The 14543-nt window shown below is 70.4% G+C and carries 12 protein-coding genes; 6 read left to right on the top strand and 6 right to left on the bottom strand.

Annotated features, from left to right (window positions below; genetic code table 11):
* Positions 1–119: 119 nt before the first annotated feature.
* Positions 120–905: an N-acetylmuramoyl-L-alanine amidase gene (locus LX16_RS21990; protein ID WP_147142601.1), complete on the top strand. Its 786-nt coding sequence runs from the start codon at positions 120–122 to the stop codon at positions 903–905.
* On the opposite strand, the gene LX16_RS21985 is transcribed toward LX16_RS21990, so the two are convergent.
* Positions 895–2241, bottom strand: a complete 1347-nt coding sequence (locus LX16_RS21985; RefSeq protein WP_147142596.1) for an MFS transporter — start codon at positions 2239–2241, stop codon at positions 895–897. The two genes, LX16_RS21990 and LX16_RS21985, sit on opposite strands and share 11 nt — an antisense overlap.
* A gap of 78 nt (positions 2242–2319) precedes the next feature.
* Here LX16_RS21985 and LX16_RS21980 point away from each other — a divergent pair, with 78 nt between their 5' ends.
* Positions 2320–2922: a TetR/AcrR family transcriptional regulator gene (locus LX16_RS21980; RefSeq protein ID WP_147142592.1), complete on the top strand. Its 603-nt coding sequence runs from the start codon at positions 2320–2322 to the stop codon at positions 2920–2922.
* A gap of 115 nt (positions 2923–3037) precedes the next feature.
* Here the strand turns inward: LX16_RS21980 and LX16_RS21975 are convergent, their stop codons facing one another.
* The 5 genes from LX16_RS21975 to LX16_RS21955 all read right to left on the bottom strand — a co-directional run bounded on the left by LX16_RS21975 (position 3038) and on the right by LX16_RS21955 (position 8638).
* Positions 3038–3640, bottom strand: coding sequence for an LPXTG cell wall anchor domain-containing protein (locus LX16_RS21975; protein WP_147142589.1), 603 nt, complete (start codon positions 3638–3640; stop codon positions 3038–3040).
* A 291-nt stretch (positions 3641–3931) separates the two neighbouring features.
* Positions 3932–5719 carry a thioredoxin domain-containing protein gene (locus tag LX16_RS21970; protein ID WP_147142586.1) on the bottom strand — a complete coding sequence of 596 codons (1788 nt, stop codon included), beginning with the start codon at positions 5717–5719 and terminating at the stop codon, positions 3932–3934.
* A 135-nt stretch (positions 5720–5854) separates the two neighbouring features.
* Entirely contained in the window at positions 5855–7231 is a 1377-nt protein-coding gene (locus LX16_RS21965) for a phenylacetate--CoA ligase family protein (protein ID WP_147142583.1), read from the bottom strand.
* Positions 7232–7273: 42 nt separating this feature from the next.
* On the bottom strand, positions 7274–8017 hold the full coding sequence (locus LX16_RS21960; RefSeq protein ID WP_147142580.1) for a CPBP family intramembrane glutamic endopeptidase: 744 nt from the start codon (positions 8015–8017) through the stop codon (positions 7274–7276).
* A gap of 33 nt (positions 8018–8050) precedes the next feature.
* Positions 8051–8638: a TMEM165/GDT1 family protein gene (locus LX16_RS21955; RefSeq protein ID WP_147142577.1), complete on the bottom strand. Its 588-nt coding sequence runs from the start codon at positions 8636–8638 to the stop codon at positions 8051–8053.
* A gap of 457 nt (positions 8639–9095) precedes the next feature.
* Here LX16_RS21955 and LX16_RS21950 point away from each other — a divergent pair, with 457 nt between their 5' ends.
* From LX16_RS21950 to LX16_RS21935, 4 genes are all read left to right on the top strand, one after another.
* Positions 9096–9464, top strand: coding sequence for a DUF805 domain-containing protein (locus LX16_RS21950; protein WP_147142574.1), 369 nt, complete (start codon positions 9096–9098; stop codon positions 9462–9464).
* 89 nt (positions 9465–9553) lie between these two features.
* Positions 9554–11683, top strand: a complete 2130-nt coding sequence (locus LX16_RS21945; protein WP_147142571.1) for an Hsp70 family protein — start codon at positions 9554–9556, stop codon at positions 11681–11683.
* A gap of 52 nt (positions 11684–11735) precedes the next feature.
* Entirely contained in the window at positions 11736–14195 is a 2460-nt protein-coding gene (locus LX16_RS21940; RefSeq protein ID WP_147142569.1) for a tetratricopeptide repeat protein, read from the top strand.
* Positions 14192–14281, top strand: coding sequence for a tetratricopeptide repeat protein (locus tag LX16_RS21935; protein ID WP_147142564.1), 90 nt, complete (start codon positions 14192–14194; stop codon positions 14279–14281). Before LX16_RS21940 ends, LX16_RS21935 begins: the two co-directional genes overlap by 4 nt.
* Positions 14282–14543 lie beyond the last annotated feature (262 nt).

Raw genomic sequence — 14543 nt, 5'->3', positions numbered from 1 at the left:
GCAGGCCCGGGCCGCCGGTGCGATAGCCGGAATATGGAACCGGCGGCGGCCGGGCGGGCCGAACCCGCCACGACGGGTTCCGATAGCCTCGCCACTCCACCCGATCGAGGAACCGCCCCGTGAGACACACCGTCCTGAGCCGCCTGGCCGCCGTCGTCGCGCTCGCCGCCGTCACCGCCGGCTGCGCCGCCACCGGCCACGGCCGCACCCCGCCCGGGGACGCGGCCGAACCCGCCGGTCCCGCCGGACCGCTCGACGGTCTCGTCGTCGTCATCGATCCGGGCCACAACGGCGGCAACGCCGACGCGCCCGATGAGATCGCCGAGCCCGTCGAGGTCGGCAACGGTGAGAAACCCTGCGACACCACCGGAACCGAGACCGACGACGGGTACGCCGAACACGCGTTCAACTTCGACGTGGCCACCCGGTTGTCGGCGCTGCTGACCGAGTCGGGCGCGACGGTGATCCTCACCCGCGAGGACGACACCGGCGTCGGTCCCTGCATCACCGAACGGGTCGCCGTCGCCAACGACGCGGGCGCCGACGTCTCGTTGTCCATACACGCCGACGGCGGCCCCGGCACCGGTTCCGGTTTCCACATCATGGAACCGGTGCCGATCGACGGCCACAACGAGGACGTCGTCGTGCCCTCCCACGACCTGGCGGTGCTGCTGGCCGAGGCGATGAAGGCCACGAGGATGCCGCCGGCCGACTACATCGGCACCGACGGCATCAATCCCCGTGACGACATGGGCGGGCTCAACCTGACGACCGTTCCCAAGGTCATGGTGGAGTGCGGCAACATGCGCAACGCCGACGACGCCGCGCTGCTGAAGGACGCGGGTTTCCGGCAGGAACTGGCGGAGGCGCTGGCCGAGGGTGTCACCCGGTTCCTCACGTCGTGACGAGTGCCGCCTGACGGCGCGCCGAGCGCCACATCGTCCACCAGCCGAGCGCGCCGACCACCATGGCGACCGCGACCGCCGCGCGGACGCCGTCCCAGCCCTGCCCCGTCACACTCCACACCAGATTCGCCACCGCCGGACCGGCCGCGATACCGGCCTGCCTGGCGACGCTGATCGCCGCCGAGGCGGTCGCCAGCCGTTCGGGCGGCGCCGCCCACAGTGTCAGCGCCGAGTTGGCTCCGGAGAACAGGCCGGTGCCGACACCCACGACGCACAGCCCGGCCGCCAGGTCGATCGGCCGCCAGTCGGCCGACATCCCCAGCAGTGCCGCGAATCCCGCCGTGAACACGACGACTCCGGCGGCGGCGGTGCGGAACGCGCCCCACCGGTCGGTGAGCCAGCCTCCGACCGGTCCGAACAGGATCATTCCGGCGGGTATGGCGAGCATGGTGACGCCGACCGTGCCGGGACCGGCGTCCAGTTCGCGGGTCAGTAGGAACGGCATGAGGAACTGGACGCCGACCAGTGCGGTCGCCTGCGCCGTGAGCGCGGCCAACGGCCCGGCGACACCGGGATGGCGCAGTAGTCCGGTGACGGCGCGGCCGTAGGGGCGGCGGCTCCACACCACGGCCGGGGGCACCGCCACCGCGGCGAGGACGAGCCAGGCGGGGTGTTCGCCCACGGCCAGGGTCATCGCCATCAGGACGGCTCCGGCGGCGGCCAGCAGCAGGCCCGCCTCGGCGAGGCTGCCGCCGCCGGGCGCGGGCACTCTGCCGCCGCGTGGCAGCAGGACGAACGCCGACACCGCCACCAGCACGCCGATCAGCGGGTTCACCAGGAAGACACCGCCGGTTCCGGCCCGTTCCAGCAGCAGGCCGCCCAACACGGGTCCACTGAAGCCGCCCAGCGGTCCCAGCGTCATCACGACTCCCATGGCGCGGCCGCGGGCGGCGGGGGTGACCGCGGTGGTGGCGAGCACCGGGAGCAGCACGAACAGTGCCGCGCCGAAGCAGCCCTGCAGCACCCGGGCGGCGATGAGCCAGCCGATTCCGGGGGCGAGGGAGGCCAGGAGCCCTCCGGCCGAGAACCCCGCCACGGAGGCGATCAGGACGGGTCTGACCGGTGCCGACTCCAGCCACCGTCCGATGGGGAGGACCAGTGCCAGCAGCGGGAGCGTGTATCCGAGCATCACCCACTGCACGACGGCGGTGCCGACGCCGTACCGGGATCCGATGGCAGGGAGTGCGACGTTGACGATCGTGGCGTCGAGTTGCGCCATGAACACTCCGAGTCCCGCGGTGACGACCACGGCCCAGCGGTTGCGTTGTCGATTCATGTCCACCTCAAATAACTTCACAGCATGTGAAGTTCGTAAACTACACGGGCTGTGAAGTTATGGCCAGTGGAGGAACCGATGGCGAGCACCACACACAACGCCCGCAGTCGGCGCACCCGGGACGCGTTGCTGACGGCGGGACGGGAGCTCCTGGAGGAAAGGGGATTCGCGCCGCTCACCATGGCCGCGGTCGCCGAACGCGCCGGAGTGTCCCGCCGCGCGGTGTACCTGCACTTCCAGTCCCGCACCGCACTGGTGGCCGAGATCTACGAGCACACCGCCGAACAGGAGGGCCGCACCGAATCACTGCGGCGGGTGTGGGCGCAGACCGATCCGGTCCTGGCACTGGACGAATGGGCGGCCCACCTGGCCCGGTACCACACCAAGGTCCTCGCGATCGACCGCGCCGTACGCACCGCCCGGTTCGTGGACCCCGACGCCGCCGCCTACCGCGCCGAGGGCATCGCACGGCAGCGCGCCAACTGCCGGATGCTGATCCAGGGGTTGTCCGACGCGGGACGACTCGCGGACGGATGGACCGTCGACACCGGCGCCGACATGCTGTGGTCACTGCTGTCCACGGACATGATGGACGGACTGCTCACCGAATGCGGCTGGGACACCGCGGTCCTGTCCGACCGGCTCCGGCTGCTCTACCGTTCCGCGTTCGTCACGGCCTGATCAAGCCCACGGAACCGACCGCGTCGCCGCCCGTCGGGGCGGCGACACGACGACCGTTATGGACTCGATTCAGAACCCCTGTGGCTCAGCGGCCTCACGAGGTGACAGTGGATCGTCACGGGCGGGAGCGGTTGGCGCGCCACCGCCACAGGCCGAACGCCAGGCCCAGCAGCACCAGTCCCGCACCGACCGCCGCGATCGGCGTGATCGAGGAACCCGTGGTCGGGAGGGACTGGTCGGGCGACCTCGTCCCGGAGGTCTTCCCGCCCGGCGACGGGCTGTCACTGGGCGAGACCGTCGGCGTCGCCGTGGACGGTTCACCGGAGGGGCTGTTCAACATGATGACCGCCGACGCGTGCGCCGAGGTCTCGTTGTGCTCGGAGGCGGCGTTCCGCACCGAGAACCGCGGATTCAGGTCACTGTCGCCGGTGATCACCACCTGGCAGGCGACGGTGGCCGACTGGCCGGGCTCCACCGTCCCCACCGGCTTCTCGCAGGCCTCGTATCCGTCGGACGCCTCGATCGGGTCGTAGGTGATCTTGCGGTCGTGGAGATTGCTGACGGTGATCGATATCGTCACCGTGTCACCCGGGTCCACCGTGCTCGGCTGCGCGACGGCGGTCATCCCGGTGAGTTCGTCGGCGGCGGCCGGACCGGCGGCGGCGAGAACGGCCACTGCGGCGGCGACCGCGACGGTGATGGCGGATGTCGGTTTCATGTGGAAAGCTCCCGTGCGATGCGACGTCGAATGCCCTCCGGTAGCCGGCGGAGTGGCGCGAATGATGAATTGTAGTCATACGACTTCGGACGGTGACGAACGTGTCGGTCGTGCTCAGCGGACACCGAGCCGCCCATGACACGGCGCCCCACCGGATACAACGAACCGGCCCGCGCCGAGGTCACGCGACCCGGCCACACCGCGCGAGAGCCAAAGGAGCACGCCACGTCCGCCGGACCGGCCTCGGCACCCGGCCCGGTACGGCCACACCCACGACGGACGGACCGCGCGTCAGTCCGACTCGTCCACCACCATCAGCTCCGCGGCGCCCGCCAGCCCGGCGGCGAACCGGGAATGACTCTCGATGACCGGAGCCACCGCCGCCAACGCGCGCCACGCCGCGTCGTCGTGCTCCTCGGAGTCGGCGTGGTCGGCGTACTCCGACAACGCCCTCGCCGCCAACGCCCAACCGGACGGGGTCGGGCCGTCCGTCGGGTCCGCCGGACGGGTGACCAGTTCCTCCGCACCGGCACCGGTGTCGAAGAAGCCGCCGTTGCCGTCACCGAAGTCCGACAGCACCACGTCCAACAACGCGCCGGCCCGCTCCAGCCACACGTCGTCCTCGGTGACCTCGTACCGGGCGAGGAACGCCAGCGCCACCGCGCCGTAGTCCTCCAGGATGCCCGCCGCGTCCCCGACCACACCGTCGCGCGACACGCGCCGCAACCGGCCGTCCACGACGTGGCGTTCGGCGAGCAGCCGGGCCGCCGCGTCGGCGGCGGCGTCGGCCCAGTCGCTCCGGGATTCGGCGGCGTACTCGGTGAGCGCGGTGACGGCCAGGCCGTTCCAGGCCGCCACGACCTTGTCGTCCCTGGCCGGTTGCGGGCGCCGGTCCCGGGCCCGGCGCAGCCGCGCCTTGACGTCGTGGAACCGGTCCAGGTCCTCCGGGTCCACCGGGAGCTGCAGGACACTCGTCCCCGCCTCGAAGGTCCCCGCGTCGGACACCGCGAACACGTGGGCGGCGAAGTCGCCGTCGGCGTCACCGAGGGCGTCCCGCAGTTGGCCGGGTGTCCACGCGTAGGTGGCGCCCTCCACTCCGCCGGTGTCGGCGTCCAGCGCGGAGGCGAAACCGCCCTCGGGCGTGCCCAGTGCGTCCACCATGAACCGGGCGGTCTCCTCCGCGACGCGCGCGAAGAACGGCCGCCGCGTCAGCTCCGACAGGTCGGTGTAGGTCTGGAGCAGCAACGCGTTGTCGTACAGCATCTTCTCGAAGTGCGGTACCGTCCACGAGGCGTCCACACTGTACCGGGCGAAGCCGCCGCCGAGCTGGTCGTACATGCCGCCGCGGGCCATCCGGTCGGCGGTGTGCCGGACGATGGAGAGGCTGGTGCCGTCGCCGGTGCGCTCGTAGTGGTCCAGCAGGAACGCCAGGGCGGGCTGGCTCGGGAACTTCGGTGCGCCACCGAATCCGCCGTTCTCGCGGTCGTAAGCGGCCCGCACCGCCTGCGCGGCCTTGTCCAGGACGTCGGTGCCGACCGGGGAGACCGGCGGACAGGGGCCGTCGATCGGGCACGACCGGGACACGTCCGCCAGCTCCGGGCCGGCCGCGGCACACGCCTGCACGATCGCGGCCCCCTGGGCGAGCAGTTCGTCCCGCCGGTCGCGCCACGCCTCCGCCACCGCGTCGACCAGCCGCAGGAAGTGCTCACGCGGGAAGTAGGTCCCCGCGAAGAACGGCGTCCCGTCCGGGGTGGCGAACACCGTCATCGGCCAGCCGCCCTGCCCGGTGAGGGCCAGGGTCGCCTGCATGTAGACCGCGTCGACGTCGGGCCGTTCCTCCCGGTCCACCTTGACCGACACCACGGCGTCGTTGAGTCGCGCCGCGACCTCGTCGTCCTCGAAGGACTCGTGAGCCATCACGTGGCACCAGTGACAGGCGGCGTAACCGACCGAGACGAACAACGGCACGTCGCGCCGTTTCGCCTCCGTCAGGGCGTCCTCACCCCACGGCCACCAGTCCACCGGGTTGTCCGCGTGCTGTTGCAGGTAGGGAGAGAGCGCGTCACCAAGCCGATTCATGGCCCCAGGGTGTCACGCTCCGCGCGTCACGTGCAGCAGACGCACCCGTTCGCCCGAGTTCGCAGGCTCCACCCGCCGAGTGGTCATACCGCAGCGGTGTTCACGGTGATCCCGTGCGGTTCGTTCCGGCCGGACTCACCTCGGTAGCGGTATGACGGTGCGGTACTTGCCGCCGGTGGTCGGTTGAGGCGGCTCCGGTGCCGGCTCCACCGCGACGTGGGGCAGGCCGTGCGACGCGAGCAGCCCCGTGAGGTCGGTGCGAACGGCGGTCCACACGGCCTCGGGATCCCGGCCCGATGCCGGCCGCAGCCGGATCCGGAGGACGGTGGGTGCGGTCTGTAGTACCTGGAAGAGCTCGACCCCGGGAACGCGTTCGATCAGGGTCGTCAGAACGAGCGGGGTGATGGTGACCGGCCGGCCGGTGGGTGCGTCGAAGGTGAGTACTTCGGCCGCGCGCCCCTGCACTCGCACGGCCGGTAGCGGATCACCGCATTCACAGGGGTCGGGCCGCATGAGGACGGAGTCGCCCAGGTCGTAGCGCAGGATCGGTTGGACCCGGTTGGCGAGGTTGGTGACGAGCACGGTGTGGGATGTCCGTCCTTTCGGGACGGGACGGTGGTCGGCGTCGACGGGTTCGGCGATCACCCAGTCGGCGTTGACGTGCAGCCAACGGTGGTGACAGTTGTAGCTGAGGAACGGCACCTCGTTGGCGGCCCAGCTGTGGCCGACGGGAGCGTCGAAGGCTCTACCGATCCGGTCGTATTCGGACGGTGCCAGTCCTTCCGCCGACAGCATCACCAGGGCGGGGTCGATCCGGAGCCTGCCCGCTTCGGCCTCTGCGGCGAGTAGCGCGCCGGTCGTGGCATAGGGCAGCAGGACCGCGGGCCGGAACCGGTTCAGGCCCTCCACCAGGGTGGGGAGCGGTTCGTGTACCGAGAAGACCTTCACCGTCGCGTCGCGACCGGTGGACATACGTGTGGCCGCGGTGGTGGACGCGAAGTGCCCGCCGTGCGGGACCACGAAAGCGGTCCGGCGGCCGTCGCGGAGGATCTTGACGACGTCGCCCGGCGACACGAGGCTGCCGACCATCCGGGCGGCCATGGCGGCGGTGACCGCCCTGGCGTGGTCGTCCTGGATGAACACACCGCCGACTCCGGTCGTTCCCGAGGTCGTGGTGACGATGAAGCGGTCGTCGAGGAGGCGCCCCACCGAGGATGCGTCGTCCACGAAGTCCCGCACGTCGCGGGAGGTGAGGTGTGGAGTGCACAGCCAGTCGTCGAAGTTCGCCATCAGGGTCGTCTTGTCCGTCACCGGAAGCGTCTCGACGTCGGTGACGGTCTCCGGCAGACCACTGTAGAGTCGCCGGTAGAACGGTGAACGGTCTCGTGCGTGTGCCACGAGCGCGGCGAGTCGATCGGTCCGCCGTCGCGCGATCGCCGGCTCACCACCGAGCCGGGCGCGACGGGCATCCCACAACAGCCGCAGTGGGTTCGTGGTCGGGTAGCGGAACATGGGTACCTCGTTTCCAAGTGCATGGGTTGCCGATTCGGGACGTCACGCGAGACCGCTGGTGAGTGCGGCGATGGCCAGGCCGTGAGCCAGGACGGCGGGGATGAGACCGTGGCGCATGCGCAGCCAGGCGCAGACCAGCCCTTCCCAGGCGGTGAAGGCGATCAGCGGCCAGCCGGTGTCGGTGACGGTGGTGGCGAGATAGCCGTGGCAGGCCGCGAACAACAGTCCGGACAGCAGCGCGGCGCGGACGGGACTCGTCACCCGTTCCAGGTGTCCCTGCAGGAACCCTCGGAACAGGACCTCCTCGAACAGGTTGCCCGCCAGGCAGAATGCGAGGACCACCGGCAGGGCCGTGACGGCGACGGCGCCGCCGCGTTCGTCCATCGGCCAGGCCTGTGAGACCGCCAGGACCGGCGCGGCGGCCAGGGCCGCCCCGCCGACGCCGAGGGCGAGGACCACCGGAGTGGGGCGGCCCCAGACGACCAGGGCGCGCAGCCCGGGATGGGCGGCCAGGACCACGGCGGTGAGGGCGAGCGTGAGAACGGCGAGGACCGCGAGGACGCCGGTGTCCTCGGTGAACCGGATCCAAGGTGCGACGCCGTCGGCGGCACCGAACCTCCACAGGCCCGCGGGCGTCATCGCGTCGCGGATCAGGATGAAGGCGGCGATCAGGATCGCGATCGACGCCCCGACCGACGGCAACCGGCGAGCCAGGACGAGGCAGGCGGCGAACACGACCAGGCCCGGGGCGACGGCCAGGGAGTAATCGCGCAGGGTGGCGAACATGGTGGGCCTTCCGAGGGTCCGGGACGGGCGGTGTCAGGTGAGTTGGTCGACGGCGTCGATGAGCAGCCAGATCCCGAAGACCACGAACAGTGCCGCGGCGCCGTACTTGACGGTCCGCTCCGGTAGGCGCCTGCCCAGGGCGCGGCCGACGAGGATGGCGAGGGCGTCGGCGGCGACCATGCCGACCGTGGAACCCAACCAGGTGCCGAACCAGCCGTACGAGGTCGCCAGGGTGACGGTGGCGAGCATCGTCTTGTCACCGAGTTCCGCCAGGAAGAACGCGACACCGACGGCGACGACCGCCTTCTTGTCGGTGGTCTCCGCCTTCCTCCGCTCGGCGTCGGTGAGGGAGTCGCCGCGCAGCGTCCAGGCGCCGAAGCCGAAGAACGCGATCGCCGCCACCAGGGCGATCCAGCCCGTCGGCAGGGCCGTGCCGAGGCCGTAGCCGATCGCGACCGACACGGCGTGGACGATCGCGGTGGCGATGGTGATGCCGATGAGCACCGGCCAGGGCTTGAAGCGGGTGGCGAACGTGAGCGCCATCAACTGGGACTTGTCGCCGAGCTCGGCGACGAAAACGACACCGAAACTCACCGCGAACGCGATGAAGAAGCCGGTCATGGGGAACCTTCCCGATCATGCCGGGTCGGCGATGCGCACGGGGCGACCTCGACCCGGCTGCGTGTACAGCCTGAGTCGAAGGTCTCGTCCACCCCGGGGAACCCGGGGCCGCACGACCGGACCGGCCCCGGAAGGCCGGTCAGTATGTCGATCATGCGATTGAAGGACTACTCCCCTTCGCGGTCCACAGCCTAGCCCCTCGACGACCGGTCCACCGCCCACTGTGACCGGATCCACTCCTTCGGGATCGGCCTGTGAATCCTCCGGCACGCACGGCGCCCTCGTCTCCCGAAATCGACCGGATCGCGCCGCGCCCGTCCCGCCTTCCCGCCGGCGGGACCGGTCCCGTACGTCGCCTGCGACCGTTGATCACGCCTCCATCGAGGCCGGCGCCGGCACCGTCCTCACCGGACGGACCGCGCGGCCGCGCGTCACCCGCCGGGGAAAGGACGAAGACATGAACCCGATGTCCGCGCTCGAAGAAGGCTTCAGCCGGGCCTTCGACTGGAAGGGCCGGTCCACCCGCGCACAGTTCTGGTGGTTCTACCTGTTCTACCTGGTGTGCGCGGTTGCCGTCGTGGCCCTGGCGATCGCCGCGGAGTCGCCGCGCATCGTCATGCCCATCCTGTTCATCCTGTTCGTCCCGGTGCTGGGGGCGTTGGTACGCAGGCTCCATGACACCGGCCGCAGCGGCTGGTGGTACTTCCTCGCCGTGATACCCCTCGTCGGACCGATCATACTGCTCGTGCTCCTCTGTGAGCGCAGTGTTCCCCGCGCCAACGCATACGGACCGCCACCCGAAGCCCGGGCGACCCGCACCACCTGACCCCCGGCGCCGGCTCACCCCACCGGTCGCGCCGCACGGTCCATTCTCACCATCACGGCGACGGGTCCGTCCCGGTATGCTCGTACGGTATGTCCTCCCCCATACGGCTCGGTGTCGACTTCGGCACGTCCCACACCGTGGCGGTCCTGGATCACGGCGGCGTCCCGGTACCGGTGCTCTTCGACTCCTCGCCGATCCTGCCGTCCGCCGTGTACGCCGAACCCGACGGAGAACTCCTGGTGGGCTTCGACGCGGTGAACGCGTCTCGGTTGGAGCCCGCCCGCTTCGAACCGAACCCGAAGCGCCGGGTGGACGACGGAACGGTCCTGCTGGGCGACCGGGAGTTCCCGGTCGTGGAGCTGATCGCCGCGGTACTGGGCCGGGTGCGGCGGGAGTGCGAGCGGATACTGGGCGACACCGTCGTCGAGGTGACGTTGACCCATCCGGCGGTCTGGGGTTCGGCGCGACGCCTGACCCTGGAGGAGTCGGCGGCGATGGCGGGATTCCACGACGTCCACATGGTGCCCGAACCGGTCGCGGCGGCCACATTCTTCACGCACGCACTGCGGAACCGGGTCGCGACGGACTCGGCCGTCATGGTCGCCGACCTCGGCGGCGGCACCTTCGACGCCTCCGTGGTGATCAACACGACGACCGGATTCCGCGTGCTGTCCGTCGACGGGATCGAGAATCTCGGTGGCGTAGACGTCGATCACGCCCTGTTCACGCTCTTGGACAACCGCTTCGCCGACAGTCCGGACTGGTCGCGCCTCGCCCGGCCCTCGACCACTGAGGACCGACGTGCCCGGCGCGCCCTGAACGAGGACGTCCGCACCGCCAAGGAGCGACTGACCCGAAGCACCCGGGTCGAGTTCCCCATTCCGTTGGTGGGCGCCGACACCCACCTCACCCGCGACGAACTGGAGGCGGTCGCCCGTCCCCTGATGGAACGCGCCGTCCGGCTCACCGTCGGCGTGGTCAAAGCAGCCCGGGTGCCACCCGAGCGGCAGGCCGGCCTGCTGCTCGTCGGAGGCGCCAGCCGGATGCCCCTGGTGGCGAGCATGCTGCATCAGACGCTGGGCACCGCACCGACCGTGCTGGAACAACCCGAACTCGTCGTGGCTCAGGGCGCGACGCTGTCGCACCGGCCATCGACAACCCCCTCGGTGGCACCACCGGCGGCGATACCGGCCCAGATCGCCTCACCGGTCTCCGTACCCCTTCCGGCGGCGGCGCCGGTTTCGCCACACGGCGGCGCCGGCGGGACTGCATCGCCGGTGCCCCATCCGAATCCGCCCACGGCGTCGACCACGATTCCACCTCACACGCCGACACCGCCGAGCGATTCAGCGCAGAGGCACACCACACGACCCCGCGCACTCACGGCCGCGCTCGCCGTCATGCTGTTCCAGACCGGGGCGTGGGCGTTGATCAGCCTGTTCGGTATCGTCGCCGTCGCCCTCGACAGCGACCTGAACCGCAACGACTACTTCACCGTCGCGCTCCCGGTGTTCATCATGGTCGGTGTCGCCACCGGAATGGCGACCTGGCAGCTCGGACGATCGGCGCCACGTCGGTGGCCCGCGCTGGTGGTCGAGTACGGCCTCGCCGCGCTGTGTTACGTCTCGACCTCATTCGCCATTATGGAGGACGACGCCGCCTACCCGCTGGGACCTACTCTGGTAGCGGTGGCTTCGCTACCGGCGATGGCGGTCGTGCCCTTGTTGCATCGGCGTGAGATCCGTGACCGGTGTCCCCGCATGGGGTCTCCGAAGCCCGATTGGCTCACCTTCGTACAGGTCGTGATGTGGGTGCAGGCCGTACCGTCGATCATCGGCGCCGTCGCTGGATTGGCCGAGTTCGCGCAACGCGACGCTGATGCCTACATCTCCCCGTCGATGGTGAGCCTGGTGTACGGATGGCCGATCTACCTGCCGGGTGCCGTAGCCCTGGTCATCGGGGCGGTGAGCAGTCACCGTCGCGGACCGGTGAACCGGCGGATCGCCCTGGGCGCCGAGTACGCACTACTCGGCCAGGTCGTGGCGCTGGTCGTGCTCGTCTCGACCAGCGGCACCGGTCTCGAAGACCCGGGAATGTGGGGAGCCGCGGCCTGGTTCGCCACCTCGCTGTCCGTCATCCCGTTGCTGCACCGGCGGCAGGCCCGCGAGTGGTTCGGTCACGCCGACCCGCATCGGACGCTCCGTGAAACCCCGGCGTGAGGCGGGTGACCGACGGCCGGCTCCGCCTGGACATGCCCGGTAGATTCAGACGATGCCCTCCTCCGTCCATCTGGGTGTCGACTTCGGGACCTCGCACACCGTCGCGTTGCTCAGCCGGGCCGACGGAAGCACCACACCGCTGCTGTTCGACGGTTCGCCCCTGTTGCCGTCATCGGTGTACGCGCCGAACGAGAACGAACTGTTCACCGGCCGGGACGCGGTGCACTCGGCGCGAATCGACCCGACCAGGTTCGAGCCGCACCCGAAACGCCGTGTCGACGACGGCAGTGTGCTGCTGGGCGACGTGGAGATCCCGGTGCCGCGACTGTTCGCCGCCGTACTGGCCCGCGTGCGGGACGAATGCGTCAGGGTCGCCGGGACGCTGCCGCCCACGACCCTCACCCACCCGGCCGCCTGGGGTCCGGCGCGCCGTCTCGTGCTGGAGGACGCCGCCGCCGAGGCCGGTTTCACGTCACCCCGGCTGCTTCCCGAACCGGTCGCCGCCGCCGGGCACTTCATGCGGGTGGCGGATCGGGAGTTCCCGGTCGGTTCCGGCGTCGTGGTCTACGACTTCGGCGGCGGCACCCTGGACGTGTCGGTGGTGGTCCGCGACGACTCCGGCCTCGACGTGGCCGCGGTCGACGGTCTGCAGGAACTCGGTGGTGTGGACCTCGACCACGCGCTGTTCCAGCACGTCGGTGGGCAGTTGGGCGACCATCCCGAGTGGAGGCGGCTCGTCACGCCCGAATCACCTGAAGACCGCCGGCACCTCCGGTCCTTCACCGAGGACATCCGGCTGGCCAAGGAACGCCTGTCACGGCACAACCAGGCGGACATCGTGGTGCCGCTGCTGGACCGGCAACTCCACGTGACCCGGGACGAACTGGAGTCGCTGACGCGACCGCTGCTGGATCAGGCGGTCCGGTTGACGAAGGCGGTGATGCGCGCGTCGAGGTTGCCCGCCGAGCGCACCGCCGGGGTGTTCCTCGTCGGCGGGGCCAGCCGGATGCCGCTGGTGGCGACACTGCTGCACCAGAACACCGGTATCGCCCCCACGGTCATCGACCAACCCGAGATCGTGGTCGCGCACGGCGCGACCCTCACCGACCCGGTGGCGGCCACCCCACCCGCGCGAGAGCAGTGGACGTCCGAGGGGATCGGTGCCGCGCCGGTGGGAACTCCGCCCTCGGGATCGCCACATCCCGTATCCCCGTATCCGGTGTCACCGCCTCCCGTATCGGCCTCACCGGTGTCACCGCCCGCATTCCCGCCTACGTCGCCACCGGCGCCCGCATACGGCCCCACCGGGGACGGATTCCACCCGGCGATCACCGACCCCGCTGCGATGTTCGATCTCGCGATCGCACGGGAGGAGCAGGGTGACTCGGCCGAGGCGGCGGCCCGGTACCGCGAAGCGGCCGACGCCGGTCACGCCGGTGCGATGTACAACCTCGCGATCCTGCTGGCCGAGCAGGGCGACATCGCCGAGGCGATGACCTGGTACCGCAAGGCCGCCGACACCGGTGACACCGACGCGGCGTACAACCTCGCGATCCTGCTGGCCGAGCAGGGCGACACCGCCGAGGCGATGACCTGGTACCGCAAAGCCGCCGACACCGGCCACACCGACGCGATGTACAACCTCGGAATCGAATCGGCCGAACAGGGCAACTCCGCCGAGGCGGAGGGCTGGTACCGACGCGCCGTCGACGGCGGTCACACCGCCTCGATGTTCAACCTCGCGGTGGTGTTGTCACAGCGGGGTAGCACCGCTGAAGCCGAGGGCTGGTACCGGCGCGCCATCGACGGCGGCCACGCCGGTGCCGACGCGATGAACAACCTCGCGATCCTGCTCGCGGATCGTGGCAACTCCGCCGAGGCGGAGGGCTGGTACCGACGTGCCGTCGACGGCGGTCACACCGCCTCGATGTTCAACCTCGCGGTGGTGTTGTCACAGCGGGGTAGCACCGCTGAAGCCGAGGGCTGGTACCGGCGCGCCATCGACGGCGGCCACGCCGGTGCCGACGCGATGAACAACCTCGCGATCCTGCTCGCGGATCGTGGCAACTCCGCCGAGGCGGAGGGCTGGTACCGACGTGCCGTCGACGGCGGTCACACCGCCTCGATGTTCAACCTCGCGGTGGTGTTGTCACAGCGAGGTAGCACCGCCGAGGCGATGACCTGGTACCGCAAGGCCGCCGACACCGGTGACACCGACGCGATGAACAATCTCGCGATCCTGCTGACGGAGCAGGGCGACTCCGCCGAGGCGGAGGGCTGGTACCGATGGGCCGTCGACGGCGGCCACATCGGCGCGATGAGCAACCTCGCGATCCTCCTTACGGAACAGGGAAACACCACCGAGGCCGAGACCTGGTACCGAAGAGCCGCCGACGCCGGCGACGCCGAAGCGATGAACAACCTCGCGATCCTGCTTGCGAATCGCGGTAATCCCGTCGAGGCGGAGGGCTGGTACCGACCGCCATCGACGGCGGCCACGCCGACGCGATGAGCAACCTCGCGATCCTGCTTACGGAACGGGGAAACACCACCGAGGCCGAGACCTGGTACCGAAAGGCCGCCGAAACCGGCCGCTGACGCCTTCGGCCCCCCTGCACGGCGGGGAGGCGGTTCCGACCCACTCGGCACCTTTGTGGAATCGCCCGGCCAGAGTGAAAGGCGGCTCGGCGTCCGTGTCACCGTGTCGTGGTCGTCGCGCGGTGGCCCGAGTCCAGGCCGCCATTCGGGCCGAGGTGCCATCGAGTTCGCCCGTGTCGGTTTCACGATCCCGCTGCCCGTTTGGGCGATTCACACACGCGCGGAGCGAACCGGGTGGAGTTACTTGCATCAAGGAAAGTTT

This window comes from Stackebrandtia albiflava (assembly GCF_007994225.1).
Taxonomy (GTDB): Bacteria; Actinomycetota; Actinomycetes; order Mycobacteriales; family Micromonosporaceae; genus Stackebrandtia; species Stackebrandtia albiflava.
This window is presented reverse-complemented; position numbering and strand designations above follow the sequence as displayed.

Coding starts and splice junctions, on each gene's coding strand:
- LX16_RS21955 (WP_147142577.1), bottom strand. CDS start 8,638: ATGACCGGCTTCTTCATCGCGTTCGCGGTGAGTTTCGGTGTCGTTTTC.
- LX16_RS21935 (WP_147142564.1), top strand. CDS start 14,192: ATGAGCAACCTCGCGATCCTGCTTACGGAACGGGGAAACACCACCGAG.
- LX16_RS21975 (WP_147142589.1), bottom strand. CDS start 3,640: ATGAAACCGACATCCGCCATCACCGTCGCGGTCGCCGCCGCAGTGGCC.
- LX16_RS21940 (WP_147142569.1), top strand. CDS start 11,736: ATGCCCTCCTCCGTCCATCTGGGTGTCGACTTCGGGACCTCGCACACC.
- LX16_RS21965 (WP_147142583.1), bottom strand. CDS start 7,231: ATGTTCCGCTACCCGACCACGAACCCACTGCGGCTGTTGTGGGATGCC.
- LX16_RS21945 (WP_147142571.1), top strand. CDS start 9,554: ATGTCCTCCCCCATACGGCTCGGTGTCGACTTCGGCACGTCCCACACC.
- LX16_RS21980 (WP_147142592.1), top strand. CDS start 2,320: ATGGCGAGCACCACACACAACGCCCGCAGTCGGCGCACCCGGGACGCG.
- LX16_RS21970 (WP_147142586.1), bottom strand. CDS start 5,719: ATGAATCGGCTTGGTGACGCGCTCTCTCCCTACCTGCAACAGCACGCG.
- LX16_RS21950 (WP_147142574.1), top strand. CDS start 9,096: ATGAACCCGATGTCCGCGCTCGAAGAAGGCTTCAGCCGGGCCTTCGAC.
- LX16_RS21960 (WP_147142580.1), bottom strand. CDS start 8,017: ATGTTCGCCACCCTGCGCGATTACTCCCTGGCCGTCGCCCCGGGCCTG.
- LX16_RS21985 (WP_147142596.1), bottom strand. CDS start 2,241: ATGAATCGACAACGCAACCGCTGGGCCGTGGTCGTCACCGCGGGACTC.